Origin of the sequence: Cognatilysobacter tabacisoli, assembly GCF_003586305.1 — a bacterium.
Taxonomy (GTDB): domain Bacteria; phylum Pseudomonadota; class Gammaproteobacteria; order Xanthomonadales; family Xanthomonadaceae; genus Cognatilysobacter_A; species Cognatilysobacter_A tabacisoli.
The window spans coordinates 171,159-195,961 of the sequence record NZ_QXJI01000001.1 but is presented as its reverse complement, the minus strand read 5'-3'; the positions used below and the strand labels follow the sequence as shown (position 1 = coordinate 195,961).

The 24,803-nt window shown below is 71.8% G+C and carries 26 protein-coding genes; 17 read left to right on the top strand and 9 right to left on the bottom strand.

Annotated features, from left to right (window positions below):
* Positions 1–66: 66 nt before the first annotated feature.
* A complete protein-coding gene (locus tag D3A60_RS05450; RefSeq protein ID WP_119717732.1) occupies positions 67–795 on the top strand; it encodes an arginyltransferase in 729 nt (242 codons plus the stop codon).
* Positions 796–807: 12 nt separating this feature from the next.
* On the opposite strand, the gene D3A60_RS05445 is transcribed toward D3A60_RS05450, so the two are convergent.
* Both D3A60_RS05445 and purT read right to left on the bottom strand, forming a co-directional pair.
* Positions 808–1,254, bottom strand: coding sequence for a hypothetical protein (locus tag D3A60_RS05445; RefSeq protein WP_119717731.1), 447 nt, complete (start codon positions 1,252–1,254; stop codon positions 808–810).
* Between the two features lie 104 nt (positions 1,255–1,358).
* The gene (gene purT / locus D3A60_RS05440; RefSeq protein ID WP_119717730.1) at positions 1,359–2,573 is read right to left on the bottom strand and encodes a formate-dependent phosphoribosylglycinamide formyltransferase; all 1,215 of its coding nucleotides are present in this window, start codon (positions 2,571–2,573) and stop codon (positions 1,359–1,361) included.
* A 113-nt stretch (positions 2,574–2,686) separates the two neighbouring features.
* Between purT and D3A60_RS05435 the strand changes: the two genes are divergently transcribed.
* The 7 genes from D3A60_RS05435 (at position 2,687) to D3A60_RS05405 (ending at position 6,744) form a co-directional block, all read left to right on the top strand.
* Entirely contained in the window at positions 2,687–3,598 is a 912-nt protein-coding gene (locus tag D3A60_RS05435) for an SdiA-regulated/phytase-like domain-containing protein (protein ID WP_196778661.1), read from the top strand.
* A 129-nt stretch (positions 3,599–3,727) separates the two neighbouring features.
* Complete coding sequence (locus D3A60_RS05430; RefSeq protein WP_119717728.1) at positions 3,728–4,591, top strand: SPFH domain-containing protein; 864 nt, start codon at positions 3,728–3,730, stop codon at positions 4,589–4,591.
* 10 nt (positions 4,592–4,601) lie between these two features.
* Positions 4,602–4,943, top strand: a complete 342-nt coding sequence (locus D3A60_RS05425; protein WP_119717727.1) for a hypothetical protein — start codon at positions 4,602–4,604, stop codon at positions 4,941–4,943.
* The gene (locus D3A60_RS05420; protein ID WP_119717726.1) at positions 4,940–5,122 is read left to right on the top strand and encodes a type II toxin-antitoxin system antitoxin; all 183 of its coding nucleotides are present in this window, start codon (positions 4,940–4,942) and stop codon (positions 5,120–5,122) included. Before D3A60_RS05425 ends, D3A60_RS05420 begins: the two co-directional genes overlap by 4 nt.
* On the top strand, positions 5,119–5,289 hold the full coding sequence (locus D3A60_RS05415) for a DUF4177 domain-containing protein (protein ID WP_119717725.1): 171 nt from the start codon (positions 5,119–5,121) through the stop codon (positions 5,287–5,289). The genes D3A60_RS05420 and D3A60_RS05415 overlap by 4 nt, the downstream gene beginning before the upstream one ends.
* A 135-nt stretch (positions 5,290–5,424) precedes the next feature.
* Positions 5,425–5,928: a PH domain-containing protein gene (locus D3A60_RS05410; RefSeq protein ID WP_119717724.1), complete on the top strand. Its 504-nt coding sequence runs from the start codon at positions 5,425–5,427 to the stop codon at positions 5,926–5,928.
* Between the two features lie 9 nt (positions 5,929–5,937).
* The gene (locus D3A60_RS05405; protein ID WP_119717723.1) at positions 5,938–6,744 is read left to right on the top strand and encodes a M15 family metallopeptidase; all 807 of its coding nucleotides are present in this window, start codon (positions 5,938–5,940) and stop codon (positions 6,742–6,744) included.
* 227 nt (positions 6,745–6,971) lie between these two features.
* Here the strand turns inward: D3A60_RS05405 and D3A60_RS05400 are convergent, their stop codons facing one another.
* The 5 genes from D3A60_RS05400 to D3A60_RS05380 all read right to left on the bottom strand — a co-directional run bounded on the left by D3A60_RS05400 (position 6,972) and on the right by D3A60_RS05380 (position 11,398).
* Positions 6,972–7,646 carry a DNA-3-methyladenine glycosylase family protein gene (locus D3A60_RS05400; protein WP_119717722.1) on the bottom strand — a complete coding sequence of 225 codons (675 nt, stop codon included), beginning with the start codon at positions 7,644–7,646 and terminating at the stop codon, positions 6,972–6,974.
* 3 nt (positions 7,647–7,649) lie between these two features.
* Positions 7,650–8,030, bottom strand: coding sequence for a DUF423 domain-containing protein (locus D3A60_RS05395; RefSeq protein WP_119717721.1), 381 nt, complete (start codon positions 8,028–8,030; stop codon positions 7,650–7,652).
* A gap of 112 nt (positions 8,031–8,142) precedes the next feature.
* On the bottom strand, positions 8,143–9,207 hold the full coding sequence (locus tag D3A60_RS05390; protein WP_119717720.1) for a polyketide cyclase: 1,065 nt from the start codon (positions 9,205–9,207) through the stop codon (positions 8,143–8,145).
* Between the two features lie 347 nt (positions 9,208–9,554).
* Positions 9,555–10,208 (bottom strand): response regulator, encoded by a 654-nt coding sequence (locus D3A60_RS05385; RefSeq protein WP_119717719.1) that lies wholly within the window; start codon positions 10,206–10,208, stop codon positions 9,555–9,557.
* A complete protein-coding gene (locus D3A60_RS05380) occupies positions 10,205–11,398 on the bottom strand; it encodes a sensor histidine kinase (RefSeq protein WP_119717718.1) in 1,194 nt (397 codons plus the stop codon). The genes D3A60_RS05385 and D3A60_RS05380 overlap by 4 nt, the downstream gene beginning before the upstream one ends.
* 152 nt (positions 11,399–11,550) lie before the next feature.
* Between D3A60_RS05380 and D3A60_RS05375 the strand changes: the two genes are divergently transcribed.
* The 6 genes from D3A60_RS05375 to D3A60_RS05350 all read left to right on the top strand — a co-directional run bounded on the left by D3A60_RS05375 (position 11,551) and on the right by D3A60_RS05350 (position 16,739).
* Positions 11,551–12,162, top strand: a complete 612-nt coding sequence (locus tag D3A60_RS05375) for a GNAT family N-acetyltransferase (RefSeq protein ID WP_119717717.1) — start codon at positions 11,551–11,553, stop codon at positions 12,160–12,162.
* On the top strand, positions 12,159–12,965 hold the full coding sequence (minC, locus tag D3A60_RS05370; protein WP_231120421.1) for a septum site-determining protein MinC: 807 nt from the start codon (positions 12,159–12,161) through the stop codon (positions 12,963–12,965). The genes D3A60_RS05375 and minC overlap by 4 nt, the downstream gene beginning before the upstream one ends.
* Before the next feature lie 25 nt (positions 12,966–12,990).
* Positions 12,991–13,800 carry a septum site-determining protein MinD gene (gene minD, locus D3A60_RS05365; protein WP_119717715.1) on the top strand — a complete coding sequence of 270 codons (810 nt, stop codon included), beginning with the start codon at positions 12,991–12,993 and terminating at the stop codon, positions 13,798–13,800.
* 4 nt (positions 13,801–13,804) lie between these two features.
* Positions 13,805–14,065, top strand: coding sequence for a cell division topological specificity factor MinE (minE, locus tag D3A60_RS05360; protein WP_119717714.1), 261 nt, complete (start codon positions 13,805–13,807; stop codon positions 14,063–14,065).
* Between the two features lie 50 nt (positions 14,066–14,115).
* Positions 14,116–14,595, top strand: coding sequence for a hypothetical protein (locus D3A60_RS05355; protein WP_119717713.1), 480 nt, complete (start codon positions 14,116–14,118; stop codon positions 14,593–14,595).
* A gap of 116 nt (positions 14,596–14,711) precedes the next feature.
* A complete protein-coding gene (locus tag D3A60_RS05350) occupies positions 14,712–16,739 on the top strand; it encodes a M2 family metallopeptidase (protein ID WP_119717712.1) in 2,028 nt (675 codons plus the stop codon).
* Positions 16,740–16,824: 85 nt separating this feature from the next.
* On the opposite strand, the gene D3A60_RS05345 is transcribed toward D3A60_RS05350, so the two are convergent.
* Complete coding sequence (locus D3A60_RS05345; protein WP_119717711.1) at positions 16,825–19,209, bottom strand: Tex family protein; 2,385 nt, start codon at positions 19,207–19,209, stop codon at positions 16,825–16,827.
* A 162-nt stretch (positions 19,210–19,371) separates the two neighbouring features.
* Between D3A60_RS05345 and D3A60_RS05340 the strand changes: the two genes are divergently transcribed.
* Genes D3A60_RS05340 through D3A60_RS05330 form a run of 3 tightly spaced genes read left to right on the top strand, consistent with a single transcriptional unit; the run spans position 19,372 to position 23,308 of the window.
* Entirely contained in the window at positions 19,372–20,466 is a 1,095-nt protein-coding gene (locus D3A60_RS05340; RefSeq protein ID WP_119717710.1) for an aromatic ring-hydroxylating oxygenase subunit alpha, read from the top strand.
* A 22-nt stretch (positions 20,467–20,488) separates the two neighbouring features.
* Positions 20,489–21,961: a serine hydrolase domain-containing protein gene (locus tag D3A60_RS05335; RefSeq protein ID WP_119717709.1), complete on the top strand. Its 1,473-nt coding sequence runs from the start codon at positions 20,489–20,491 to the stop codon at positions 21,959–21,961.
* 60 nt (positions 21,962–22,021) lie between these two features.
* Complete coding sequence (locus D3A60_RS05330; RefSeq protein WP_119717708.1) at positions 22,022–23,308, top strand: amino acid permease; 1,287 nt, start codon at positions 22,022–22,024, stop codon at positions 23,306–23,308.
* Here D3A60_RS05330 and D3A60_RS05325 read toward each other — a convergent pair.
* Positions 23,305–24,579 (bottom strand): multidrug effflux MFS transporter, encoded by a 1,275-nt coding sequence (locus D3A60_RS05325; RefSeq protein ID WP_119717707.1) that lies wholly within the window; start codon positions 24,577–24,579, stop codon positions 23,305–23,307. The two genes, D3A60_RS05330 and D3A60_RS05325, sit on opposite strands and share 4 nt — an antisense overlap.
* Positions 24,580–24,803: the final 224 nt, after the last annotated feature.

Genomic DNA, 24,803 nt, shown 5'->3' with positions numbered 1-24,803 from the left:
TGACGCCGCGCCTTTACCGTTCATCCCGGCGACAGCGCGGCGCGCCCGCGGCGCTATGCTGGCCGCATGGGCACCGACCCCGGCCAGGACACCGACGACCTCCGCCTGTTCCACACCGGCGAGCATCCGTGCGGCTACTGGCCCAACCGCATCGCGCGTGACCTCGTCCTCGACCCGCGCGACCCGAAACTCGCCGCGCGCTACCCGATGGCGCTCGCGTGGGGGTTCCGCCGGTCCGGCGACATCGTCTACCGCCCGCACTGCGGCTACTGCCGCGCGTGCGTTCCGGTGCGCATTCCGGTCGCATCGTTCCGTCCCGACCGCAGCCAGCGTCGCTGCCGCGCGCGCAACGCGGCGGTCGAGATGCGCGTGTGCCCGGCCGATCGCACCGAGGAGCAGCTGGCGCTGTACCGCCGCTACCTCACCGCACGGCACGCCGGCGGCGGCATGGACGAGCACGGCGCGCTCGAGTTCGAGCAGTTCCTGATCGGCACGTGGAGCCACGCGCGCTTCCTCGAGTTCCGCGAGGGCGGTCGCCTGCTCGCGGTGGCCGTCACCGACGTGGTCGAGGACGCCCTGTCGGCGGTGTACACGTTCTACGAGCCGGAGCTGCGCGCGCGCGGCCTGGGCACGCTGGCGATCCTGCATCAGCTGGAGTGGGCCGCCGCGACGGGCCGCGAGCACGTCTACCTGGGCTACTGGATCCCGACGCATCCGAAGATGGACTACAAGCGCCGGTTCCGCCCGCTCGAGGCCTTCGACGGCCGGCGCTGGCGCACGCTGCCGGACGGCTGAAACGTCTGGCACTCAGGTCGTCGGCGGCTCGGACCGGGTGAGCTCTTCGGACGGTGCGTCGGCGGGCGCCGGCGCGACCGGCGCCGCGCCGGGAATCGCCGTACTCGGCGCACGCACCGGCATGCCGTGCGGGCCCACCGGCGGCAGGTCGGTCGTCGGCCCGGCGCTCGCCAGCCGCGGCCCGAACCCGAACGCACCGTCGCTGCGCGCCGAGACGATCATCCGCACCATGCTCGTTGGGACCATCAACTCCAGCGCCACGTCGCGCCCTTCCACCGAGGCGGCGTCGAGGCTCATCTCGATCAGCGCACCGCCGGTGTCGATCTCGCGGCACAGCACGTGCGGGCCGCCCGGGCCGTCGGTCAGGTACGGCGCGATCGCCTCGCCCAGCGCCTCCAGGGCCTGGGGAAAGAAGAACACCGCGTAGCCGCCGCTGGTATCAAGCGAGATGTCGCTCATTGCCGCCTTCCGTCGTCGTCGGCGCCGATCATGGCAGGCCGCAACGCAGTGCGGTGTCTACGCCGGCGCGGGGCCGGGCGCCAGCGCATGCGGCACCGGCCCCGCTAGCGCAGCTCGATCGCCAGCGCCGCGGCAGCATCGCGCGCGGCCGCGCGCGCGGCGTCGATCGACTCGCCGCGGGCGAGCGTCACCGCGACCCGGCGCTGGCCCTCGACGCGCGGCTTGCCGAACAGGCGCAGCTGCGTGTCGGGCTCGGCGAGTGCCGCCTCGACGTTGGAGAACACCGGCACGCCGTGGCCCTGCGCGAGCACCGCGCACGACGCGGTGGCCGGATGCGTGCGCAGGCCGCCGCGGGCATCGGTCGGGATCGGCAGGCCGAGGATCGCGCGCGCGTGCAGGGCGAACTGGCTGAGGTCCTGCGATGCCAGCGTGACCAGGCCGGTGTCGTGCGGGCGCGGCGACACCTCGCTGAACCACACCTCGTCGCCCTTGACGAACAGCTCGACGCCGAACACCCCCCAGCCGCCGAGGTCGTCGGTGATCCGCCGCGCGACGTGCTGCGCGCGCTCCAGCGCCAGCGCGCTCATCGGCTGCGGCTGCCAGCTCTCGCGGTAGTCGCCGTCGCGCTGCAGGTGGCCGATCGGTGCGCAGAACGTGGTGCCGCCGGCGTGGCGAACGGTCAGCAGGGTGATCTCGTAGTCGAAGTCGACGAAGCCCTCGACGATGACCCGGCCGGCGCCGGCGCGCCCGCCGGTCTGCGCGTACGTCCAGGCACGCTCGACGTCGTCGGCGCCGCGCACCAGGCTCTGGCCCTTGCCCGACGACGACATCACCGGCTTGACCACGCACGGCAGGCCGATCGCCTCGACCGCGATGCGGTATTCGTCCAGCGTGTCGACGAACCGGTAGCTCGACGTCGGCAGCCCGAGCGCTTCGGCGGCGAGGCGGCGGATGCCCTCGCGGTCCATCGTCAGCCGCGCGGCGCGTGCGGTCGGGATCACGCGGGTGTCGCTGCCGCGCGCGGCGAACTCGTCCTCCAGCGCCACCAGCGTCTCGGTGTGGATCGCCTCGATCTCCGGCACGATCAGGTGCGGGCGTTCGAGCGCGACCAGCGCGCGCACCGCGGCGCCGTCCAGCATGTCGAGCACGTGGCTGCGGTGCGCGACCTGCATCGCCGGCGCGTCGGCGTAGCGGTCGGCGGCGATCACCTCGACGCCGAAGCGCTGCAGTTCGATCGCCACTTCCTTGCCCAGTTCGCCCGAGCCCAGCAGCAGCACGCGGCAGGCGTGCGGGGACAGCGGGGTGCCGATCGTGACCATCGCGGGATTTCCGGGCGCTCGTGGGGCCGTCAGTGTAGCGACGGCCCGGCGGGGTCGCGACGCGGCGCGCGAAGGCCTATGGCGATGCGTCGGGCGCGTGCCATCCTTCGTGCATGCGCGTACGCGACCGCCGCCTCTTACTGCCTTGGGCCTGCACGATGCTGGCGTGCGCGCTCGCCGCGTGCCGGCCGCAGGAAGAGCCCGGATCGCAGCTGGCCGGCATGATGATCGACCCGCAGCTGGGCGAGATCAGCGGGCTGGCCGCGTCGCGTCGCCACCCGGGCACGCTGTGGATGCTCGACGACGGCGGCAACCCGGCGCGCGTGTTCGCGGTCGGCCCGACCGGAGACCGCATCGCGACGCTGCGGATCGAAGGCGTCACGAAGACCGACTGGGAAGACATCGCGGCGTTCGAGCTCGACGGCCGCCGCTACCTGCTGCTTGCCGACACCGGCGACAACGGCGGCCTGCGGCGCACGCTGCAGCTGCACGTGGTCGAAGAGCCGGCGCGGCTAGAGAACGCGCGCCTGCGCCCGGCGTGGTCGATCGCGTTCCGCTGGCCGGACGGCGCGCGCGACTGCGAAGCGGTCGCCGTCGACGCGGCCCGCGGCCGCGTGCTGCTGATCTCGAAGAAGCGCGAGCCGCCCGAACTGTTCACCCTGCCGCTGCGCGCCGGCACGCGCGAGGTGCAGGTCGCGCGCCGCGTCGGCGCGCTCGCCGGCGTGCCGCAGCCCAGCGCCGAAGCGATCGAGCGCTCACCGCGGCGGGCGGCGCTCGAGGGTCAGCCGACCGCGGCCGACGTGTCGCCCGACGGCCGCACGCTCGCGGTGATGACCTACCGCTACCTGCTGCTGTACCCGCGCCAGCGCGGCGACGGCTGGTCGCAGGCCGTCGGCCGCCCGCCGCGCGTGGTCGAATTGCCGTGGCTGCCGCAGGCCGAGGCGATGGGCTGGGCCGACGACGGACGCGCCCTGTACGCCACCGGCGAGTTCGTGCCGGCGCCGCTGTACCGCGTCGTCCCCTGACGCGACGCGCCCGGTTCAACACCTCCCAACACCCGGTGTGCCCGCCGACCGCCCGTCGGCCGATGCGCAAACCGCTTGCTTGTTAGATATCATTTTGATATCACTTAGCGAACCAAACGGAGACCCGCCATGAAAGAGAACACCGTCCGCTCCCTGCCCGGCATCCCGACCCTGCTGGCGCTGCTGGTCGTGTGCGCGGTCGCCGCATGGCTGTTCGTGCTGGGCATCCGCACGCAGGCCCCGCTGACGGCCGCCGTCGCCGTGGTCGTCGGCGGAGTCGCGCTGTTCTGCCTCGCCGGGCTGTACATGGTCGAGCCGAACCAGTCGGCCGTGCTGAGCCTGTTCGGCAAGTACGTCGGCACCGTCAAGGAGAACGGCCTGCGCTGGAACAACCCGTTCTTCTCGAAGAAGAAGATCAGCCAGCGCGTGCGCAACTTCGAGAGCGGCAAGCTGAAGGTCAACGAGCTCGACGGCAGCCCGATCGAGATCGCCGCGGTCATCGTCTGGCAGGTCGTCGATTCGGCCGAGGCGGTCTACAACGTCGACGACTACGAGAGCTTCGTGCACATCCAGTCCGAGTCGGCGCTGCGCACGATGGCCACCAGCTACCCGTACGACCAGCACGAGGAAGGCCAGGTCGCGCTGCGCAGCCACGCCAGCGAGATCTCCGAGCACCTGGAGAAGGAACTGTCCGAGCGCCTCGCCGACGCCGGCGTGCAGGTGCTCAACGCGCGCATCAGCCACCTCGCTTACGCGCCGGAGATCGCCCAGGCGATGCTGCAGCGCCAGCAGGCCAACGCGATCATCGCCGCGCGCACGCGCATCGTCGCCGGCGCGGTCGGGATGGTCGAGATGGCGCTGGCCGAGCTGCAGAAGAACGGCGTCGTCCAGCTGGACGAGGAGCGCAAGGCGCAGATGGTCAGCAACCTGCTGGTGGTGCTGTGCGGCGAGCGCGCGACCCAGCCGATCGTCAACGCCGGCACGCTGTACTGAGGCGGGCGCCATGGACTTCGAGCGCCTGTGGCTGCCGATCGTCGTCGCCGTGAGCGCCGCGCCGGCTTTCGTGGTCGCCGGAATGGTCGGTCGGGGCGCGCTGCACCTGGTCAACGGACTCGACCCGCGCAGCGTGCGCGACCCCGACGCGCTGCAGCGGCGCCTGTCGCGGCTGCTGGCCGCGATCGGGTTCGCGATCGTCGCCGGCGCCGCCGGGCTGGTCTGGGCCGACGGTGAGCGCGACCGGGTGCTGGCGGTGGTGGTGGCGATGGTCGTCGCGGTCAACGGGTTGGGCGTCGCACTGATCGTCGCGGTCGCGCGGGCCAAGGGCGACGGACGGCCGCGTCGATGAGCGAGAAGAAGGCCTACCCGCTGCGCATCAACGCCGACGTGCTCGCCGCAGCGCAGAGGTGGGCCGACGACGAGTTGCGCAGCCTCAACGCCCAGATCGAATACGTGCTGCGCGACGCCTTGCGCAAGGCCGGCCGGCTGCCGGCGAACCGGACCCAGGACCCCAAGGACCCCAAATGAGCAAGCGCTGGAGCTACAAGGTCGTGCAGGTGAAGCAGAAGTGGTCCGGCATCAAGCCGGCCGACATCGAGGCGACGCTCGCCCCGCTCGGCCAACTGGGCTGGGAGCTGGTGTCGTCCGTGCACACCGGCCTCGTGGTGCTGCTGTACCTCAAGAAGGAGCAGTGACGTGCGCCGCCCGATGCCGCTGACGGGCGCTCGCGTGTGCCCCGAGCGCTGCGCGCTGCGCCCCAGCTGCGCGCGCCCTGCCGTGTCGCCTCGCCGATGAACGCCCGCCGCGCTGGGCCGCCCTCCGAGCATCCGGTGACCCCGCCCACCCCCGCCGCGGCGTGGACGCTGGCCGCGGCGGCGCTCGTGCCGGCGCTGGTGCTCGGCTACGTCCTGCTGCAGGCCCCCGGCGCCACATCCCCCGGGGCTGGGTTTGCCGCCTGCGTCCTGGTGGGCACGACGGCGCTGCTGGCGTGGGCGTTCCGGCGTCGGCGGGTGGTGTTCGACGGCGAGGTGCTGGCGGTGACGGCGGCGCTGTTCCGCCGGCGAGTCGCGCGCGACGCGATCGACCTGCCCCGCGCGCGCGTCGTCGACCTCGCCGAGCACACCGAACTGCGCCCGCGCTGGAAGGCGTTCGGCATGGGCCTGCCCGGGTATCGCGCCGGCTGGTACTTCCTCGCCGGTCGAGCCCGCGGCTTCTGCCTGGTGACCGACACCCGCGGCGTGCTGTGGCTGCCGCTGCGCGACGGCGGCGCGCTGCTGCTGTCGCTCGAGCGCCCGCAGGCGCTGCTGGATGCGCTGCGCGGCCCCGCCGGCTAACCTGCCCCCATGCGCGGCGAACCCCGGATCCTCGTCAACACCCCGGACATCGAAGTGTGGCCGGGCGGCCTGCTGCGCGCGCGCAGCAACCACGATGCGCGGGTGCTGGCCCGCGCGCGGCGCGTGCTGCGGCGCAAGCGGGACGGCCGCTTCCTCGCCGCCGAGCTGCCCGAGGGGCTGATGCCGCTGGTGCCGCACCTGCAACGCGAGCGCGGGCTCGACGACGCGCTCGATGCTCTGGACGCGACCCCGGCGCACCTGCGCCCGGGCATCGAACACGTGCGCGAGCTGCCGCTCGACCGGCTCGAGGAGCGGCTCGACGCGCTGGGCCTCGACCATGCGTACGGCGACCGCGTGGGCCTGCCGCTGGTCGCCGAGCCCGACTGGCTCGCGTTCGCCGGGGTCGACCGCTACCGGCGCCCCCTGTGGCTCCACGTCGACGCCGCGCGCGCGTGGTCCCACCTGCGCGACGCGGCGCTGCGCGACGGCGTGGTGCTCGAGGCGATCTCGGGCTACCGCAGCCACGACTACCAGCTGGGCATCTTCGAACGGAAGCTGGCGCGCGGGCAGACCGTCGAGCAGATCCTCTCCGTCAACGCCGCACCGGGCTACAGCGAGCACCACGCCGGCCTGGCCCTCGACATCGGCGCACCGGGGGAGCCGCCGGCGGAGGAGTCGTTCGAGGCCACCGATGCGTTCGCGTGGCTGCAGGCGAACGCCACCGGGTTCGGCTTCGTCATGAGCTACCCGCGGAACAACCCGCACGGCATCGTGTACGAGCCGTGGCACTGGGCCTATCGCGGACACCCGCGCTGACAGCTTGCGCACGCGGAGCGCGCTCCGCGCGCCTTCCCAAGCGGGTGCGCGGGGACCATCGCCGGCCGTTCGCTGCACGACGGCACCGCGTCAACAGCTGCACGCCGTGACGTCGCGACCCGTCGCCCACCCCAAGCCGCCCGCGCAGAGACAGGGGCGGCGCCCGTGGCAGCGCCGCGGGTCCACGCGCCACCCGCGAACGGGCCGGCGATGCGCCGTGTGCTTCGTCAGTCCTGCGAGCGCTTGGTCGGTGCGGCCGTGGCGGACGCCGCGTCGGCAATGCGCCACAGGTACATCGCCGCGTAGGTGCGGTACGGGCCCCAGCGCTCGCCGCGCTCGGCCAGTTCGCGCGGGGTCGGCATCGCATCGAGGCGGTCGACCCGCTGCGCGCCCTTGCGCACGCCGAGGTCGTCGACCGGCAGCACGTCCGGCCGCCCGAGCCGGAACATCAGCATCATCTCCACGGTCCAGCGCCCGATTCCGCGCACCGGCACCAGCGCGTCGACGATGGCCGCCTCGTCCATCCGCGCCATCTCGGCCAGAGTCGGGATCTCGCCGCGGCTCTCGCGCAGCGACAGGTCGCGCAGCGCCAGCAGCTTGTTGCCCGACACGCCGGACGCGCGCAGCCGCGCGTCGTCGCAGCGCGACAGCGTGTCGGCGTGCAGCCGGGCGCTGCCGATCGCCGCCTCGACGCGGCCGACGATCGTGGCCGCCGCCTTGCCGCTGAGCTGCTGGTAGAGGATTGCGCGCGCCAGCGCATCGACGGGATCGAAGCGCTGGCGCCAGCGCGGCTCCGGCGCGATCGGCCCCAGCCGCTCCATCCAGCGGCCGAGCTTCCGGTCGCGACGCGCGAGGTGCGCGTGCGCCGCGTCGGTGTCGAACCCTCGCGCATGACGGGCCATCGCTCAGTCCGCCAGGGCGCCCAGCGCCAGTGCCAGCCACGCGACGATCAGCACCGCGCCGCCGACGGGCGCCAACCGGGTCGGGGTGCCGAGGGCATGCGCAGCGAGGAGGCTGCCTGAGAACAGCACCACGCCCAGCAGCATGGCCGCCAATGCGATGCGGTCGCGCCGGCCCGGGCGCTGACGGGCGAGCGCCGCCGCGGAGGCCCCGTGCACGAGCGCCATCAGCGCGGCCGCCTGGAGGGACGCGCGCGCCCCGTCGCCGACGGCATGCGCCGCGTACGCCGACAGCGCGACGCCGGCCGCGGCGAACGTGGCACCGGACGCGAACAGCGCGCGTCCGGCCGCCGTCAGCTGCCCTGCCGCTGCGTTACCGATCGCCATGCACGCTCCTGGCCGTTCGAATCCCGGGTCCGCCGCAGGGTAGCAGCGCCCCAAAAAAAACGCGCCGCGGAGTGCGCGGCGCGTTCTATATCGCGATGCTGCGGTGGGCGCGTTACTTGATGGCCCACACCACGTCGTACTCGCCGTTCTCGGTGAAGCCGGCCGGGATGCCGGCCTTCCACAGCTCGTACGGGCGGTCGACGGTCTCGTAGCCGCGGGTCAGGACCCAGGCGCGCAGCGAGTCGCGCGCGACGGGCAGGCCGGCCATGTGGCCCTTCGCCGGCACGACGGCGATCTTCGAGGCCTCGACGTACTTCGCCTCGACCGGGCCCTCGACGTCGACGTCGATCGCGCCGGTGACGCCTTCCTTGGTGACGGCCTGGGCCACGTCGAACGAGTAGCTCTCCGCGCCGAACTCGTTGGTCACGATGCGGATCGGACCGACCGCCTGCAGACCGTTGGCCTTGATGACCTTCTCGATCCACTCGACGTTGCCCTGCATCTGCGCCTGCACCTTGGCGTTGTCGCGCGGCACGACCGCGGTGACGACGAGCAGGTTCTCGGCCGGGCGATCGCTGACCTTCGGCGTCATCGACGGGTCGTTGCGGCTGAAGTCGGCGTAGTCGTAGTTCGGCACCGACGCGAGCATGTTCGACATGCGCGCCAGGCCCAGCTTCAGGTCGTCGCCGATGCTGCTGCCGACGTACAGGCCGTTGTAGCGGCCGAGCAGGTTGAAACCGTAGTCGACGGCGTAGGTCTGGGTGATCTTGACGTTGCGGTTGTTGCGACCGGTCGGCTCGAGGATGAACGCCGTGCGCTTGTTGGTGCCGCGCTCGTTGTTGACCAGCGCGTACTCCACTTTCTTGTTCGGCTCGCTGGCGATGATCTCCCAGCTGCCCTCGCCCAGGCTCGGCTCTTCCGACACGTAGTCGAGGCGCGCACCGACGCCGGACTCGGGGCCCGACAGCTTCAACTGCACCTTCGGGTCGCGCAGCACCAGCGGGTTCCAGTCCTTGAACCGGCGCAGGCTGTTCACCGTGTCATACACAATCGTCATCTTGCGATTGGTCTCGACGCTTTCGGACAGGCTGCGGCTGGACGGCAACACCAGGGCGACGGCGACGAACAGTACGGCGACGATCGCCAGGGAAATCAGGATCTCGATCAGACGGGTCATTCAGGGTTCTCCAGGGCCGGCCCGGGCCCCGGTCGTTCAGGAATCGGGGCGCAGACCCATCATGCTAGCAAGGAAGCGCGGTGCAGCGCAGCCTCCGCGACGGGGAAGCGCCACTTTGTGCACGTTCGCGCGAGGGAGACGTGCAGGACCCGCACCCGGCCCGACGCGCGCGCAGCGGGGGGCGCTGCCCGGTCGAACCGAGTGCGGCTCGAATCCCCAGAGCACCGCGCGACTGGGTTGCGCACACCGAGCTTGGTCAGGGTGAGCGGTCACCGAAGGTGCGGAACGGCCGCGTGCGGTCGCGAGTGGCCCGCCGCGAACGGCGGGCCGGGCCGGGCCCTGCCGGATCAGACCAGCTGCAGCTCGAACGCCTTGAGCACCGCGCGGGTGCGGTCGCGCACGCCGAGCTTGGACAGGATGTTCGACACGTGGTTCTTGATCGTGCCCTCCGCCACGCCGAGCGAGTTGGCGATCTCCTTGTTGGAGAACCCGCCCGCCATCAGCCGCAGGATCTCGGTCTCGCGCTCGGTCAGCGGGTCGGGCCGGTCGAGGCTGACGAAATCGTTGCGCATGTGCTCCAGCCCCGACAGCAGGCGCTGGGTCACGGCCGGCTGCACCAGCGAACCGCCGCCCGAGACGGTCTGGATCGCGCCGACCAGTTGCTCCAGCGACACGTCCTTCAGCAGGTAGCCCTTGGCGCCGGCCTTGATCCCGGCCAGCACCAGCTGGTCGTCGTCGAACGTGGTCAGGATGATCGTCGGCGGCAGCTGGCCGGTGCGCGCCAGCGCCTGCAGCGCCTCGAGGCCGGACATCACCGGCATCCGCATGTCCATAAGGACGACGTCGGGCTTGATCTGCGGAATGATCTCGATCGCCTGCTTGCCGTCGCCGGCCTCGGCGACGACTTCGATGCCGTCGGCCAGCGCCAGCAGCGACCGCACCCCCTGGCGGACGAGGGTCTGGTCGTCGACGAGCAGCACGCGGATCGGTTTGGACGTCATGGGGTGGCTCCTTCACAGGTAACGACCGCCGCGGAGGCGGGCAGGACCAGGTGCAGGCAGAAGCCCGCGTCCGGACGGGTATCGATGGTCAGCTCGCCGCCCTGCTGCAGCAGGCGCTCGCGCATGCCGCGCAGGCCGTTGCCGGCGGTCAGCTGGTCGGCGCCGCGGCCGTCGTCGCGCGCGGACATGGCGATGCAGCCGTCGCGGCGCTGGGCGCTGATCCACAGGTTGCGGGCGCCGGAGTGGCGCACGGCGTTGGTGATGATTTCCTGCGTGCAGCGCAGCAGCACGTGCGCGCGCTCGGGATCGTCCATCGTCAGCGGCGACTCGATGTCCATGTGGATGTCGAGCGCGGGGACGTTTTCGGCGAGCGGCTTGAGCGCCGCGGAGAGGTCGATCGCCCCGCCCTCGCGCAGCTGGCTGACCGCCTCGCGCACGTCGGTCAGCAGCAGCCGGGCCAGCGTGTGGGCCTGCTGCACGTGTTCCTTGACCCGTCCCTCGGACAGGTGGCCGGCCACCTCGAGGTTCAGGCTCAACGCGGTCAGGTGGTGGCCGAGCAGGTCGTGCAGCTCGCGCGAGATGCGCGTGCGCTCGTTCACCCGCACGCTCTCGCCCAGCAGCGCCCGCGTGGCGCGCAGCTCGGCATTGAGCCGGCGCTGCTCCTCGCGCGCCTGCGCCTGCTGCATCGCGACCAGCGCGGTGACGAACACGAGGCTGGAGAACCCGACGTAGACCAGCGACTGGATCAGCGCCAGCACCAGCGGGTACTCGAGCACGCCGCTGTAGACCGGCACGATCGCGATGTTGCCGGCGATCATCCACGCCACGCCGACCCGCACCGGCAGCAGCCACGGCAGCAGGCCGGCCAGCACCATCAGCAGGATGCTGCCCAGCCCGGTGTCGGAGTAGTAGCTGACGCCGATCGCGCAGCCGGTCAGTACCAGCAGCAGCGCGTGGTCGACCACCCCGGGCCGGCGCTGGCCGAGCGACCGCGTGATCCACCAGTACACCGCGCCGAACACGAGGTATACCGCGAGCCAGCGGACGATCCGCAGCGCCGCGCCGTCGCCCGGGACGATCTGCAGGTAGTTCGGATCGAGCCAGACGTTGAGCAGCCAGCAGCCCACCATCGCCCACGTGAACAGGCCGGCGTAGCGGAGCATTCGGGAGTGGTTCAGGCGTCCCAGCATTGCCGCATGCTAGCCGCATCAGGCAGGGGCCGTGCGGTCCATAAGTCATGCGTGCGCGTTCGCCCTCGCTGCGCCCCGCCCCGCGGCGGCCGTGCGATAATCGCGCCCGCCGGCCGCCCCGTGGCCGCTGGCATCGAACCCTGGAGTGTGGAATGTCGATCGTCGTCCGCGACGTGCGCGAGCACGAGCTGGATTCCGTCCTTGCCCTCAACAATGCCGCAGGCCCCGCGATCCTGCCGCTGGACGCCACCCGACTGCGTTATTTCTTCGAGCGGGCCGAGTACTTCCGCGTCGCCGAGCGCGACGGCTCGATGGCCGGATTCCTGATCGGCATGGGCAGCGACTCCGACCACGACAGCAGCAACTTCCGCTGGTTCCGCGAGCGCTACCCGAGCTTCTTCTACATCGACCGCATCGTCGTTGCCAGCCGTCGCCGCGGCGGCGGCGTCGGCCGCGCGTTCTATGCCGACATCCAGAGCTACGCCGAGCTGCGCTACCCGCAGATCGCCTGCGAGGTCTTCATCGAAGGCAGCAACGACCCCGTGCTGCTGTTCCACGGCAGCTTCGGCTTCCGCGAGGTCGGCCAGCACGTGATGACCGAGACCGGCGTGCGCGCGGCGATGCTGATGAAGCCGCTGTGCAGCTACGCGTGGGTCCACGAAACCTACGGCGACGCGCTGCCGGCCGCGCCGTGGATCGCCCAGCCCCGCGTGCACCTGCATGCCGCCCCGACCGCGCCGCGCGCGACCGGGACCCATCCGTGAGCGTGGCGGTCGACTACGAACAGGCCGGCGAACTGAAGATCGGCCAGGTCGGCATCGCCAACCTGCGCGTGCGCACGCTCGACGTGGCCAAGCTCGTCGACGAGATGCGCGACCGGGTCCAACGCGCGCCGAAGCTGTTCGCCCGCGCCGCCGTCGTGATCGACTTCGGTGGCCTGAGCCGGACGCCCGACGTCGCCACCGCCCGCGCGCTGCTCGACGGGCTGCGCCAGGCCGGCGTGCTGCCGGTCGCGCTGGCCTACGGGACGACCGAGACCGAGCGGCTGTCGGAGGCGCTCGGCCTGCCGCTGCTGGCGAAATTCCGCGCCCAGTACGAGCGCGACGACGGCGCGGCCGTCGCGGCACCGGCTCCCGCGCCGGCCCCCGCCGCGCGCCGCGAGGCCACGCCCCCGCGCCGCGACGAACCGGCTGCCAAGCCGGCGGCGGCGGCCCCGTCGGCCAACGCCGCGCCGCCGAGTCCGGGCGTGATCCAGTCCGCGCCGGTGCGCTCGGGCCAGCAGGTCTACGCCGATAACCGCGACCTGACCGTGCTGTCATCGGTCGGTGCCGGTGCGGAAGTCATCGCCGACGGCTCGGTGCACATCTACGGCCCGCTGCGCGGCCGCGCCCTCGCCGGCGCGCAGGGCAACGCGAAGGCCCGTATCTTCTGCCGCGAGTTCGACGCCGAGCTCGTCGCGATCGCCGGGCACTACAAGGTGCTCGAGGACATTCCCCAGGAGCTGCGCGGCAAGGCCGTGCAGATCTGGCTCGAAGACGAACAACTAAAAATAGCGGCCCTTGATTGAGGTCGCCCCAACGGAGGAAAGAGCTTTGGCCGAGATCATCGTAGTTACATCAGGCAAGGGCGGCGTCGGCAAGACCACGACCAGCGCCAGCCTCGCCTGCGGCCTGGCACGACGCGGCCACAAGGTCGCGGTGATCGACTTCGACGTCGGCCTGCGCAATCTCGACCTGATCATGGGCTGCGAGCGCCGCGTGGTGTACGACTTCGTCAACGTCGTCAACGGCGAGGCGACGCTCAAACAGTCGCTGATCAAGGACAAGCGCTTCGACAACCTGCACGTGCTCGCCGCGTCGCAGACGCGCGACAAGGACGCCCTGACCAAGGAAGGCGTGCAGAAGGTGCTCGACGACCTCGCCGCCGACGGCTTCGACTACATCGTGTGCGACTCACCGGCCGGCATCGAGAAGGGCGCGTTTCTGGCCATGTACTTCGCCGACCAGGCGGTCGTCGTGGTCAATCCGGAAGTCTCGTCGGTGCGCGACTCCGACCGCATCCTCGGCCTGCTCGCCAGCAAGACCCGCCGCGCCGAGAACGGCGAGCGCGTCAAGGAGCACCTGCTGCTGACCCGCTACAGCCCCAAGCGCGTGGAGACCGGCGAGATGCTGAGCCTCGGCGACGTCGAGGAGATCCTCGGGCTGAAGACTATCGGCGTGATCCCCGAGTCCGGCGACGTGCTCAACGCGTCGAACAAGGGCGAGCCGGTGATCCTGGAGACCGAGTCCGACGCGGCCCAGGCCTATGACGACGCGGTCGCGCGGCTGCTCGGCGACACCCGGCCGATGCGCTTCACGACGGTCGAGAAGAAGGGCTTCTTCAGCAAGATGTTCGGAGGCTGACGGCATGGGCATGTTCGACTTCCTGCTGGCCAAGAAGCAGACCGCCTCGGTCGCCAAGGACCGCCTGCGCATCATCGTCGCGCACGAGCGCGCCGGCCGCGGCGGCCCGGACTACCTGCCGATGCTGCAGCGCGAGCTGCTCGAGGTGATCCGCAAGTACGTCAACGTCGACGCCGAAGCCGTCAAGGTCGACCTGATCGGCGACGGCGACAACAAGGTGCTCGACATCTCCGTCGCGCTGCCGGAAAGCAACGCGGCCGCCTGAGCCGCTCGCGCGTCCCGGCGACACCGGGGCGCGCCGTTTCGATTCCTCCGATGCTGACCCTCGACGACATCGCCTTCGACGACGTCGCGTCGCTGCTCGGCCGCTACGGGCTGCAGCTGCAGCGCGTGGCGCCGGGCGCGCCGATTCCCGGCAGCTACTGGGGCGAGTGCGAGGCCGGCCTGATCGGCAGCTGCGTGCACGCGCGCGGCGACACGCCGGTGCACTCGCTGCTGCACGAGGCCGCGCACCTGATCGTCCTGCCGCCCGAGCGCCGCGCCGCGGTGCACACCGACGCCACCGATTCGGTCGAGGAGGAGGACGCCGTGTGCGTGCTGCAGGCGCTGCTTGGCGACGCGCTGCCCGGCGTCGGCCGCGACCGGGTGCTGGCCGACATGGACGCGTGGGGCTACACCTTCCGCCTCGGCTCGGCGCGGGCGTACGTGGAGCACGACGCCGACGCCGCGTGGCAGTGGCTGCATGCGCGAGGGCTGGTCGACGCCGGCACGCGCGCGCTGCGCGTGCCCGGGTAGCCGCCGGCCTCGTTCACGTTCCGGAACCGCCGCGGTTGCGCGGCCCTGCCCTGCCCTCTAGCCTTCGGGACTCCGCGTGCAACCGTGCGCGCGGCCCGCATTCCGGAGAGCCCACCATGACCCCAGTCCGCGCGTTGCTCGCGCTCAGCATCGCCGCCGCCGTCCTCGGCCTGGCAGCTTGCAAGAAGGAACAGACCGCGACCGACGCCGCCGCACCGGCCGTTGCGACCACCGCCCCGGAAGGCGAAACCGCCGACGAGTTCGTCGCGCGCGTCAACGCCGAGTACAAGGCGATGTACCCGGAGCTGACCGCCGCGCAGTGGCTTTCGTCGACCTACATCAGCGACGACAGCCAGCTTCTGTCGGCCAAGGCCAACGAGCGCTACCTGACCCAGCTCAACGCGTGGATCGAGCAGGCCAAGCGCTTCGAGGGCCAGCAGATGTCGCCGCAGACCGAACGCACGATCAAGCTGCTCAAGCTCGCCACCGCGATGCCGGCGCCGCGCGACCCGGCCAAGCTGGCCGAGCTGACCAAGATCGCGACCAAGATGGAAGGCACGTACGGCGCGGGCACCTACTGCACCGGCGAAGGCGAGGCCAAGAGCTGCCGCCAGCTCGGCGACCTCGAGGACGTGCTGCGCAGCAGCCGCGACTACGACGCGCAGCTCGACGCGTGGCAGGGCTGGCACACGATCGCCCAGCCGATGCGCGCCGACTACACGCGCTTCGTCGCGCTGGTCAACGAAGGCGCCAAGGACATGGGCTTCGCCGACGCCGGCGAGATGTGGCGCTCCGGCTATGACATGACGCCGGCCGAGATCGCCGCCGAGACCGACCGCCTGTGGGGCCAGGTCAAGCCGCTGTACGAGCAGCTGCACTGCTACGCCGGCACGCGGCTGGAGGCGAAGTACGGCGCCGGCAAGGGCCGGCTCGCCGGCAACCTGCTGCCCGCGCACCTGATGGGCAACATGTGGCAGCAGGACTGGGGCAACCTCTGGGACATCCTCGCCCCGTACCAGAACGCCGGCAGCCTCGACGTCAGCGGCGCGCTGGAAACGATGAAGGCCGCCGACTACACCGCGCAGCTGGCCAAGTACACCGGCGAGCGCACGCCGACCCAGGAGGTCGAGCTCGAGCAGGCTGCGTCGCTGGCGATCGCCAAGCAGATGACCGAGCGCGCGCAGGACTACTACGTCTCGCTGGGCATGCCGAAGCTGCCGGAGAGCTACTGGACCAAGACCCAGTTCATCAAGCCGCGCGACCGCGACGTTGTCTGCCACGCCAGCGCGTGGGACATGAACATGGCCGGCGACGTGCGCACCAAGATGTGCATCAAGCCGAACGAGGAAGACTTCACGACGATCTACCACGAGCTCGGCCACGTCTATTACTACCTCGCCTACAACGGCCAGCCGCCGCTGTTCCAGCAGGGCGCGCACGACGGCTTCCACGAGGCGATCGGCGACACCATCGTGCTGGCGATGACGCCGCAGTACCTGCAGTCGATCGGCCTGGTCGGCGAGCAGCAGGTCAGCAACGAGGCGCTGATCAACGCGCAGATGCGCATGGCGCTGGCCAAGGTGTCGTTCATGCCGTTCGGCCTGATGATCGACCGCTGGCGCTGGGGCGTGTTCGACGGCTCGATCAAGCCGGGCGACTACAACAAGGCGTGGTGGGAGCTGAAGGCGCGCTACCAGGGCGTCGCGCCGGCGACCGCGCGAGGCGAGGACTTCTTCGACCCGGGCGCGAAGTACCACGTGCCGGGCAACACGCCGTACACGCGCTACTTCCTGTCGCACGTGCTGCAGTTCCAGTTCTACAAGGCGCTGTGCGACGCGTCGGGCTACAAGGGCCCGCTGCACGAGTGCAGTTTCTACGGCAACAAGGCCGCCGGCGCGAAGTTCCAGGCGATGCTCAGCAAGGGCGCCAGCCAGCCGTGGCAGGCCACGATGAAGGAGCTCACCGGCACCGAGAAGATGGACGCCTCGGCGATCCTGGAGTACTTCGCGCCGCTGCAGACCTGGCTGAAGGAGCAGAACGAGGGCAAGACCTGCGGCTGGCAGTCGACGACCGCCGCCGCGCCGGCTCCCGCTGCCAAGCCCGCCGACCCGGCCGCCAAGTCGGCGGCGCCGGCCAAGAGCTGACCGGGCACGTTCGTTCCGACGCGCACCACGAACAAGGCCGGCGAAAGCCGGCCTTGTTCGTTTCCGCTGCGGCGCTGACCGCGTGTCAGTCGGACCGTTTCGCCTTCGCGAACGCGGCCGCCAGCGCATTGTTCGCCGGCGGCGGCGCCTGCGTCGGACGCGGTGCGGGCCGTGGGGATCCGCGACCGCGATCGCCCCCGCGCGGCGCGGCATCGCGTCCGGCCGCGCGTTCGTCGCGCGGCGCGCGCGGCGGCGGCACGCTGTCGTCGAGCCGGCGGGTCAGCGCGATGCGCTTGCGCGCGACGTCGACCTCGAGCACCCGCACCTTGACAACGTCGCCAGCCTTGACCACGTCGCGCGGGTCCTTGACGTAGGTGTCCGACAGCGCCGAGATGTGGACCAGCCCGTCCTGGTGCACGCCGATGTCGACGAACGCGCCGAACGCGGCGACGTTGCTGACGACGCCCTCGAGGACCATGCCGACCTTGAGATCCTTGATGTCCTCGACCCCGTCGGCGAAGCGCGCGGCGGCGAACGCCGGGCGCGGGTCGCGGCCGGGCTTCTCGAGCTCCTTGAGGATGTCGCGCACGGTCGGCACGCCGAAGCGCTCGTCGACGAACTGCTCGGGCTTGAGCCCGCGCAGGAACGCGGCGTCGGCCATCAGCGATTTCACCTCGCGGCCGCACTGCTTCACGATCCGCTCGACCACCGGGTAGGCCTCCGGGTGCACCGACGACGCGTCCAGCGGCTGGTCCCCGTCGGCGATGCGCAGGAAGCCGGCGCACTGCTCGAAGGTCTTGTCGCCGAGCCGGGGCACCTTCAGCAGCTCGCGGCGGTTGCGGAATGCACCGTTGGCGTCGCGATAGGACACGACGTTCTCGGCCACCGTCGGCGACAGGCCCGACACGCGCGACAGCAGCGCCGCCGACGCGGTGTTGACGTGCACGCCGACCGCGTTGACGCAGTCCTCGACCCGCGCATCCAGCGCACGGGCAAGACGGTACTGGTCGACGTCGTGCTGGTACTGGCCGACGCCGATCGCCTTGGGCTCGATCTTGACCAGCTCGGCGAGCGGGTCCTGCAGGCGCCGCGCGATCGACACCGCGCCGCGGATCGACACGTCCAGGTCGGGGAACTCCTTGGCCGCGAACTCCGACGCCGAGTACACCGACGCGCCGGCCTCGCTGACGACGACCTTCTGCATCGGCTGCGACGGCAGCGCCTTGAGCAGCTCGCCGGCGAGCTTGTCGGTCTCGCGGCTGGCGGTGCCGTTGCCGATCGCGACCAATTCCACCGCGTGCTTCACGCACAGCGAGCGCAGCACGTGCAGCGACTGGTCCCACTGGCGCTTGGGCTCGTGCGGGTAGATCGTCGCCGTGTCGACCAGCTTGCCGGTGCGGTCGACGACCGCGACCTTGACCCCGGTGCGCAGGCCGGGATCGAGCCCGAGCACCGCCTTCGGCCCGGCCGGCGCGGCCAGCAGCAGGTCCTTGAGGTTGGCGCCGAACACGTCGATCGCCTCGGCCTCGGCTTTCTCGCGCGCCTGGCCGAACAGGTCGAGCATCAGGTGCAGGTGCAGCTTGGCCTTCCACGTCAGCCGGCAGGTGTCGAGCAGCCACTTGTCGGCGGCGCGGCCGGCCGGCTGCAGGCCGACGTGCGCGGCGACGCGGCCCTCGCCCTGCGCGTGGCCGGCGTCGGCGTCCATGCCCGGGTCGAGGTCGAGGTAGACGATCTCCTCGCGGCGCGCGCGGAACAGCGCCAGCAGGCGGTGCGAGGGAATGCGCGCCAGCGGCTCGGCGTGGTCGAAGTAGTCGCGGTACTTGGCGCCCTCGGCCTCCTTGCCGTCGGCCACGCGCGCGCGGATCACGCCGACGTTCGACAGCCACGTGCGCAGGCTGCCGACCAGCGCGGCGTCCTCGCCCCAGCGCTCCATCAGGATCGCGCGCGCGCCATCGAGCGCGGCCTTGGCGTCGGCCACGCCGCGCCCAGCGTCGACGAAGCCCTCGGCGTGGGTGGCCGGGTCCAGCGTCGGATCGGCCAGCAGCGCGTCGGCCAGCGGTCCCAGCCCCGCCTCGCGCGCGATCTGCGCCTTGGTGCGGCGCTTGGGCTTGTACGGCAGGTACAGGTCTTCGAGCCGCGACTTACTGTCGGCAGCGAGGATGTCGCCGCGCAGCTCGTCGGTCAGCTTGCCCTGCTCGTCGATGCTGGCCAGCACCGCGAGCCGGCGCTCCTCGAGCTCGCGCAGGTAGGTCAGGCGCGTTTCGAGGTTGCGCAGCTGGGTGTCGTCGAGCCCGCCGGTGACCTCCTTGCGGTAGCGCGCGATGAACGGCACCGTCGCGCCCTCGTCGAGCAGTCCGACGGCGGCCGTGACCTGCTCGGGCTGGGCGGCGATCTCGTCTGCAATGGTGCGGGCGATGCGCGCGACGGTGGCGCGGTCGAGGGTGGTGGCGAAGAGCTTGCTGACGGACATGGGTACCTGGCGTGCTGCGGGCGGCGGACCGCCGTGAAAAAAATGCGCCCGCACGAAGCGGGCCGACCGATTGTGGCAACCGCGGGGCCCCGGCGGTACCCGTTGACAGACGCGCGGCGACGGGGGCCGGCGCCCGCCGCGGAGCGCGGCGATAATGCGGCGATGACCCACGCCGCCCCGCTCGACCCCCTCGCCCCTCAGCCGCTGTCGCACGCGACCGCGCTGGCCGCGCACTTCTACACCGACGCGTCGATGCCGGCGCTCGACCGCCGCGCGATCTTCGACCGCGGCTGGCAGCTGATCGCGCACGTGTGCCAGCTGCAGGGCGCCGGCGACCACGTCGTCGCCGACTTCGGCGGGCTGCCGGTGATCGCGGTGCGCGGCGCCGACGGCGTCATCCGCGTGATGCACAACGTCTGCCGCCACCGCGCCGGCCCGATCGCCAGCTGCGACGGCCTGGCCGCGAAGTCGCTGCGCTGCCGCTACCACGGCTGGACCTACACCCTCGACGGCACGCTGCGGTCGGCGCCGGAGATGGGCGACGCGCCGGACTTCGAGCCGTCGGCGATTGCGTTGCCGCAGCTGGCGGTGCGCACCTGGCAGGGGCTGGTGTTCGCCGCCGTCGACGAGGCGGGCGCGCCGCCGTTCGAGGACTTCGTCGCCGGCATCGACGCGCGGCTCGGCCCCACCCGCGGGCTCGAGCGCTACGGCCACCACCGGCGCGTCGGCTACGACGTGGCGTGCAACTGGAAGGTCTACGTCGACAACTACCTCGAGGGCTATCACGTCCCGCACATCCACCCGGGGCTCAACAAGCTGCTCGACTACCGCAGCTACGTGACCGAGACGGCGCGCTGGTACTCGTTCCAGTGGAGCCCGCTGGAGAGCGGCGACGGCCTCTACGGCGACGGCGACGCGCTGTACTACTGGCTGTGGCCGAACACGATGCTCAACATCCTGCCCGGCCGGCTGCAGACCAACCGCGTGGTGCCCAAGGGCGTGGACCGCTGCCGGGTCGAGTTCGACTTCTACTACGCACCCGACGACAGCGCCGAGGGCCAGGCCCGGCGCGAGGCCGACCTGGGCTTCAGCGACGAGGTGCAGCTGGAGGACCTGACCATCTGCGAGGACGTGCAGCGCGGGCTGGCGTCGGGCTCGTACCAGGCGGGCCGGCTCAATCCGCTGCGCGAGAACGCCGTGCACCACTTCCACGAACTGCTGCGCGCGGTGTACCGCGACGCGGCGCAGGCGCAGTGACCTCGCCACGAGGGACCGATCGATGAAGACCGCGCTGCTCGCACTGTGCCTGCTGCTCGCCGCCGCCCCCGGCACCTGCACGGCCGGCGCCTCGGCGACCGGGCCGTCCGCTGCACAGCCGAAGCATCCGGCCCTGCCGGATTCCGCAGCGGGCCGCGTGCTGGCCGATTGGCTCGACGCCTTCAACAGCGGCGAGCTGGCGCCGCTGCAGCGGTTCCACGCCGCCCATCCGCGCGCGGACGCGTCGGCGCAGGACGAGCTGGACTGGCGGCTGCAGACCGGCGGTTTCGAGCCGGTCGCGATCGAGGTCGATCTGCCGCATCGCGCCGTGGTGCTGGTGCGCGACCGCGACAGCACCGACGAGCGGGTGCGCGTCGGGGCCACCGTCGACGCCGTTGGACGCGCGACGGTCGAAACCCAGGCGCTGGACGTGCCGCGCCGCACGCTGCCCGGAGCGCTGTCGGGACTGGCCGCCGAGCTCGATCGCCTCGCCGCCGAGCGCCTGTTCTCGGGCGCGGTGCTGGTCGCGCGCGACGGCGACGTGCTGCTGCGCACGGCGCACGCAGTCGCCGACCGCGGCGCGGGCGCGCCGGTCACGCCCGACACCCGTTTCCGCGTCGCGTCGGTCAACAAGATGTTCACCGCGGTCGCGGCGCTGCAGCTGGTCGACGCCGGCAAGCTGGCGCTCGACGCGCCGATCGGCCGCGTGCTGCCCGACTACCCCGACCGCGATGTCGCGGCCACCGTCACCCTGCGGCAGCTGCTCAGCCACCGCAGCGGCCTGGCGGACATGGCGTTCGGCACCGACGAGGGCATGACGCCTGCCGCGTGGATCCCGCTGCGCGACCAGCTGCGCACGCACACCGACTACCTGGCGCGCTATGGCCCGCAGGCACCGGTCGCACGGCCCGGCGAGAAGACCGCGTACAACAACTTCGGCTTCATGGTCGTTGGCGCGATGATCGAGCGTGCGAGCGGCATGGACTATTACGAGTACGTCGACGCGCATGTGCTGCGCCCGGCCGGCATGGCCTCGACCGGCTTCGCGCCCGAAGCCGAGATCGCACCGCGGCTGGCCAGCGGGTACACCCTGCGCGACGGTGCATGGGTGTCCATCGCCGACACGCTCTTCCACCGCGGCTTTGCCGCCGGCGGCGGCTACTCGACCGTGGACGACCTGCACCGCTTCGCCCTCGCCCTGCAGGACGGCACGCTGCTGTCGCCGGCGATGCTGGCCGAAGCCACTCGCCCGCAGATCCCGGAGGGCTGGTACGGACTCGGGTTCATAGTGGTGGGCGATGGCCCGCTTCGCCGCTTCGGCCACGGCGGCGACGCGCCGGGCATGGGCGCCGACGTGCGCATTTTCCCGGAGTCCGGCTACGTGCTGGTGGCCCTGTCCAACATCGATCCGCCGGCCAACTACCGCCCGTTCCGCTGGTTCGAACCGCGGATGCCGCTCGAGCGCGCCGCGGCTCGCACCGCGACGGCGCGCTGATCCCGGGTCCACCCGCGGGCGCCGCACGCGCCGCATCGATGCACCCACCGGAGCCCTGACATGAACGACACCCACGCGCGCCCGCTGGGCTTCTGGTCGGCCACCGCGCTCGTGGTTGGCAGCATGATCGGCTCGGGCGTGTTCCTGCTGCCGGCGTCGCTGGCGCCGTACGGCGCGGCGACGCTGCTCGGCTGGGGCATCACCCTGGGTGGCGCGCTGCTGCTTGCCTTCACCTTCGCCAAGCTGGCGATGCGCTGGGCGCAGACCGGCGGACCGTACGTCTACGCGCGCAACGCGTTCGGCGACCTACCGGGGTTCGTGATCGCGTGGAGCTACTGGATCTCGATCTGGTGCGCGAACGCGGCGATCGCGGTGGCGTTCGCCGGCAGCGTCGGCGCGCTGTTCCCGGCCGCGACCGCGACGCCGGTGCGCGCCGCGCTGGTGGCACTGGCGGCGCTGTGGGCCTGCAGCGCGATCAACCTGCTCGGCGTCCGCGAGGCCGGCCGGGTGCAGTTGGTCGCCACCGCGCTGAAGACCCTGCCGCTGGTGCTGTTCGGCGGCATCGCGCTGTGGTTCGTCGAGGCGCAGCAGTTCCACCCGTTCAACCCGACCGCGCAGTCGCTGCCCGGCGTCGCACAGGCAACCGTCGCGCTGACGCTGTGGGCGTTCCTCGGGCTCGAGGCGGCCACCGTGCCGGCCGGTTCGATCCGCGACGCCGAACGCACGGTGCCGCGCGCGACCGTCGCCGGCACGCTGATCGCCGGCATCGCGACGATCCTCGCCTGCACCGCGGTGCTCGGCATCCTGCCGTCGGACGTGCTGAAGGACTCGCAGGCGCCGATGGCCGCGGCCGCGGCGGCGCTGTGGGGCCCCGCGGCCGGCATTGCGCTGGCGGTGCTGATGGCGGTGTCGTGCTTCGGCGCGCTCAACGGCTGGGTGCTGCTGTCCGCGCAGCTGCCGATGGCCGCGGCGCGCGACGGCGTGTTCCCGGCGCTGTTCGCCCGCGTCGACGCGCGCGGCACGCCGGCCACGGGCGTGCTGGTCAGCAGCGCGCTCGCGACCTTGCTGGTGGTGTCGAACTACAGCGGCTCGCTGGTCCAGGTGTTCACGTTCGCGATCCTGCTGTCGACCGCCGCGACGCTGCTGCCGTACCTGGCCGGCAGCGCCGCCTGGCTGCTGCGCGGTCGCGGCGTGTTCAGCCGGACCGTCGCCGCCGCCGCCCTGGCGTACAGCGCCTACGCGCTGGTCGGCACCGGCGCCGAGGCGCTGCTGTGGGGCGCGGCCCTGGTCGCGGCCGGGCTGCCGGTGTACCTCGCGCTCAAAGTCGCCCGGGGCAGGCGCGGTTAGAGCGACTCTTCCGGCACTGCCGGCGAGGCGCCGAGCGTGGTGCGCTGCATGCGCCGGCAGGCGTGCAGCTCCCAGCGCCAAAACGCGAAGCCCAGCATCAGGAACACCATCGCGCTGGCCACCAGCCACAGGGCGTGGGTGCTCAGCCACGGCGACAGCACGCCGGCGATCAGCGCATTCAGCACCAGGCTCGTGAACGCCTGCAGCGACGACGCCGCACCGCGCTGGTGGGGATACATGTCCAGGATCGCCAGCGTGATGATCGGGAATACCAGGCCGATGCCGAACGCGTTCAGCAGCATCGGCAGCACCGCCCACGGCACCGTCGGCACCGGCACCAGCAGCGTGTAGGCGAGGTTCGCGGCAATCGCGACGGCCGAACACGCGAAGCCGATGCCGACCTGCCGCTGCGCATCGAACCGCCCCGCCATGCGCCCGGACGCGAACGCGCCGAGCACCATGCCGCTGATCATTGGCACGAAGAACCAGCCGAACTGGCGCTCGTTGAGCCGCAGGATGTCCATCACGAACGCCGGCGCCGACGCGATGTAGACCCACAGCGCGGCGAAGTTGAACGCGCTGGCCGCCGCCAGGCGCTGGAAGCGCGGGTTGATCGCGATCGCCGCGTAGTCGCGCAGCAGCCGCCTGGCCTTCAGCGGCGAACGCGCGGACGGCGGGTGGGTCTCCGGCAGCGTGCGCCACGCCACGGCCAGCAGCGCCGCGCCGAACGCCACCAGGAACCAGAAGATCGCCGGCCAGCGGCTGACCCCGAGGATCCAGCCGCCGATGATCGGCGCGATCGCCGGGGCGATGCCGAAGATCATCGACACCTGGCTCATCAGCCGCTGTGCGTCGTCGCCGTGCAGCACGTCGCGGATCAGCGCGCGCCCGACGATGAGGCCGACGCCCGAGCTCAGCCCTTGGATCGCGCGGAAGAACAGCAGCGTCGGCAGGTCGGTTGCCAGCGCGCAGCCGACCGACGCCGCAGTGAACACCGCCAGCCCGGCGAGGATCACCCTCCGCCGGCCGATCGCGTCCGACAGCGGCCCGTGCACCAGGCTCATCACCGCATAGGCGACCAGGTACACGCTGATCGTCTGCTGCATCGCCAGCTTGTCGGCGCCGAACTGCGCGCCGATCGCCGGGAACGCCGGGAAGATCGTGTCGATCGAGAACGGCCCGAACATCGCCAGCCCGCCCAGCAGCAGCGCCAGCCGCCGCGTCGACAGGGCCGGCGGCGTGGCGGGGGCTCGGGCGGAGGCGTCGGGCATGGGCGTCCTTCGAAAGACAGGCCGGGCGATGCGCGGCGCGGTGGCCATGGTACGCCCCGCCCCGCGCAGGTCCGTGCGCGCCGTCGCCGACCGCCTGAACGGGTAAACGCCGGGTCCGTCAGCGCGGGCCGGAGGCTATAATCGACGCGCTTCATCCGGTGGGAGAAGCAGTCCGGTCCCGGACCAATGGGCCGACCTGCTGCCGAAGGCGCAAACGCCCGTAA